Genomic DNA, 2,592 nt, shown 5'->3' with positions numbered 1-2,592 from the left:
CCGCCCAGCTCGCCGGGCTCGCCCGGGCCGCGCACCGCCGCTACTGTGCGCGGGCGTGGGAGGGGGACGACGCCTGGCGCTCCCCGCCGGAGGACGTGCCGCCGGCCGAGCTCGCCTACCTGCTCGCCGCCGACTGTCTGCTTCCGCTCGCCGACCGGCAGGACCTGCTCGAACAACGGCACCCGCTGCGCAGACTGCGCGCGATCCGCGCCCTGCTCACCCGGGAGGAGGGGATCCTGTCCGCCCTGCACGCGGTCCCCGCCTCGCACGACGAACTCGACGGCGAGAGCGGCATCCTCTCCCCCGCGGCGCGGAACTGAGCGCCGGGGCGGACCCGGGCACGGATCCGGCGACGGACCGGCTCAGGTCCGTCTGCCGAGATCGTCGCGGGCGTTCCACGCGGCCGCCATCCCGTAGGCCAGGGCCACCCCGAACGGCTGGGCGAGCACCACCCAGGCCGTTTCCAGCACCGGCGGCCGCGCGACCACCGACCCGGTCCGGGGCGTGCCGGGGACGGCGTACGCCGCGTCCGCGAAGGCGACGCCGGTCCGCAGGGCCAGCCACGCCGACAGCAGCGACCCCGCGACCGCGCCCATCAGCAGGACGGGACCGCGCCACGACCGCAGCAGCCACAACGCCACCCCCGTGACCAGCCCGGCCGCCAGTCCCAGCAGCAGGAACATCGCCAGCCCGTCGAAGCGGTGCCAGCCCTCCAACGGCAACGTCGCGAGCCGCCCGTCGTCGGCCACCACCCGCATCCGCCGGGCGGGCGCGAGCGACGCCCACAACCTGCCGAGCGCGATGCCCAGCACGGCCAGCGCCGAGGCCACGGCGAACGCGGACGTCAGATCGGCCCGGACCACGACCGGGGGGACACGCCCCTCCGGCGCCCGGAGCGGCGCGGGAGGGTGCTCGGCACCGGCCTGCTCGGCCACGAGTGGACTCCTCCCCACGACCCGGGTTCCGCCGGGCAGCCTAGCCGGTCGGGGAGACGTCGGCGGAGGTGGTTTCGCCGTGCCTGCTGCACCGGGCACTCCACCCCGAGGGCGTGATCTGCACCACCATCCGTCGGGCGCACTCGACGCAGAACCGCGGCGGCTCCAGGGCCGGCCGGGGCCCGCGACAGGCGGTGTGGTCGACGGGTCCCTCCGTACCCGGCCCGGCGGCCGTGTCCGGGGCGCCCGCCGTCTCGGGACGGCCACAGTGCGGGCAGTACCTCATGGTGCCAGTATCTCCCCCCGCACCCGCGGGAGTCCGTCCGGGGCGCACCGCGTCCGGCCGGGAGCTCACAGCGTCTCGCTCAGGGCCTTGATCGGCATCTTGAGGTCGCCGAGCATGTCCAGGTCCGCCTGCGCGGGCCTGCCCAGATTGGTGAGGTAGTTGCCGACGATGATGGCGTTCACCCCACCGAGCATGCCCTGCTCCGCCCCGAGGTCGCCGAGGGTCAGTTCGCGGCCGCCCGCGAACCGCAGCATCGTGCGCGGCATGGCCAGCCGGAACGCGGCGACCACCCGCAGCGCGTCCTTGCCCTCCACCGTCTCGTAGTGCTCGTACGGGGTGCCCTGCTGCGGGATGAGGAAGTTCATCGGCACCTCGTGCGGTGCCAGCTCGCCGAGCTGCACGGCGAACTCGGCACGCTGCTCGTCGGTCTCGCCCATGCCGATGATGCCGCCGCAGCAGACCTCCATCCCGGCCTCGCGCACCATCCGCAGCGTCTCCCAGCGCTCCTCCCAGGTGTGCGTGGTGACGACCTCGGGGAAGTGCGAGCGCGCCGTCTCCAGGTTGTGGTTGTACCGGTGCACGCCCATCTCGACCAGCTCGTCGACCTGCTCCTGGGTGAGCATCCCCAGCGAACACGCGATCTGGATGTCGTTGCCGGAATCGCGGATCGCCTTGATGCCCTCGCGCACCTGCGACATCAGCCGCTTGTCCGGACCACGCACCGCCGCGACGATGCAGAACTCCGTCGCCCCGGTGGCCGCCGTCTCCTCCGCGGCCTTGACCATGCCCGGGATGTCCAGCCAGGCCGCGCGCACCGGCGTGGGGAACAGACCGGACTGCGAACAGAAGTGGCAGTCCTCGGGGCAGCCGCCGGTCTTGACGCTGACGATGCCCTCGACCTCCACCTCGGGGCCGCACCACCGCATCCGCACGTCGTGGGCGAGCGCCAGCAGGTCCGTCACGTGCTCGTCGCCGAGGCGGAGCACGTCGAGGACCTGCTGCTGCGACAACCCGATGCCCTGTTCGAGCACCCGGTCCCGCGCGATCGCGAGGATTTCGGAGTCGGTGGTTGCGGCCGTCACGCGCATCTCCTTCGAAGCAGGCAGTGGTCGGAAAGTGAGTGTGCCGCACGGGGTGGCCCGGGCACAGCGACCCGGCGACCTACGTCACGTCCCGTCGGCCGAGCCGGTGGTCGGGTGGCCGATCCGGGGCGACACGCCGTGGTGGCACGGTCGCTCACGGTCGGGAGGCGGACGCGCCGCGTGCGAAGTGGTCGGCGTCGAAGTCGCCGCCGAACCACGGCGACAGACCCCGGCGGGCCTCGTCGAGGAACTCGTCCCGGCCCGCCCGCGCCAGTCCCCCGGACAACGC

The 2,592-nt window shown here is 73.8% G+C and carries 3 protein-coding genes and 1 pseudogene; 1 reads left to right on the top strand and 3 read right to left on the bottom strand.

From position 1 onward, the window contains the following. Positions 1 to 320, top strand: a pseudogene (locus tag ACTIR_RS24090) (LON peptidase substrate-binding domain-containing protein); the annotation flags it as partial. Between the two features lie 42 nt (positions 321 to 362). On the opposite strand, the gene ACTIR_RS0117630 reads toward ACTIR_RS24090, so the two are convergent. From ACTIR_RS0117630 to bioB, 3 genes are all read right to left on the bottom strand, one after another. Continuing rightward, positions 363 to 935, bottom strand: a complete 573-nt coding sequence (locus tag ACTIR_RS0117630) for a DUF2567 domain-containing protein (RefSeq protein ID WP_026455268.1) — start codon at positions 933 to 935, stop codon at positions 363 to 365. Between the two features lie 40 nt (positions 936 to 975). Beyond that, positions 976 to 1,221 (bottom strand): biotin synthase auxiliary protein BsaP, encoded by a 246-nt coding sequence (gene bsaP, locus ACTIR_RS27585; protein ID WP_084789599.1) that lies wholly within the window; start codon positions 1,219 to 1,221, stop codon positions 976 to 978. A gap of 65 nt (positions 1,222 to 1,286) precedes the next feature. After that, on the bottom strand, positions 1,287 to 2,303 hold the full coding sequence (bioB, locus tag ACTIR_RS0117625) for a biotin synthase BioB (protein WP_026455267.1): 1,017 nt from the start codon (positions 2,301 to 2,303) through the stop codon (positions 1,287 to 1,289). Positions 2,304 to 2,592 lie beyond the last annotated feature (289 nt).

Origin of the sequence: Saccharomonospora iraqiensis subsp. iraqiensis (genome assembly GCF_000430445.1) — a bacterium.
GTDB classification, from domain to species: domain Bacteria; phylum Actinomycetota; class Actinomycetes; order Mycobacteriales; family Pseudonocardiaceae; genus Saccharomonospora; species Saccharomonospora iraqiensis.
Note: the sequence above shows the minus strand (reverse complement) of the source record. Positions and strands in the feature narration are given on the sequence as shown.

Coding starts and splice junctions, on each gene's coding strand:
- bsaP (WP_084789599.1), bottom strand. CDS start 1,221: ATGAGGTACTGCCCGCACTGTGGCCGTCCCGAGACGGCGGGCGCCCCG.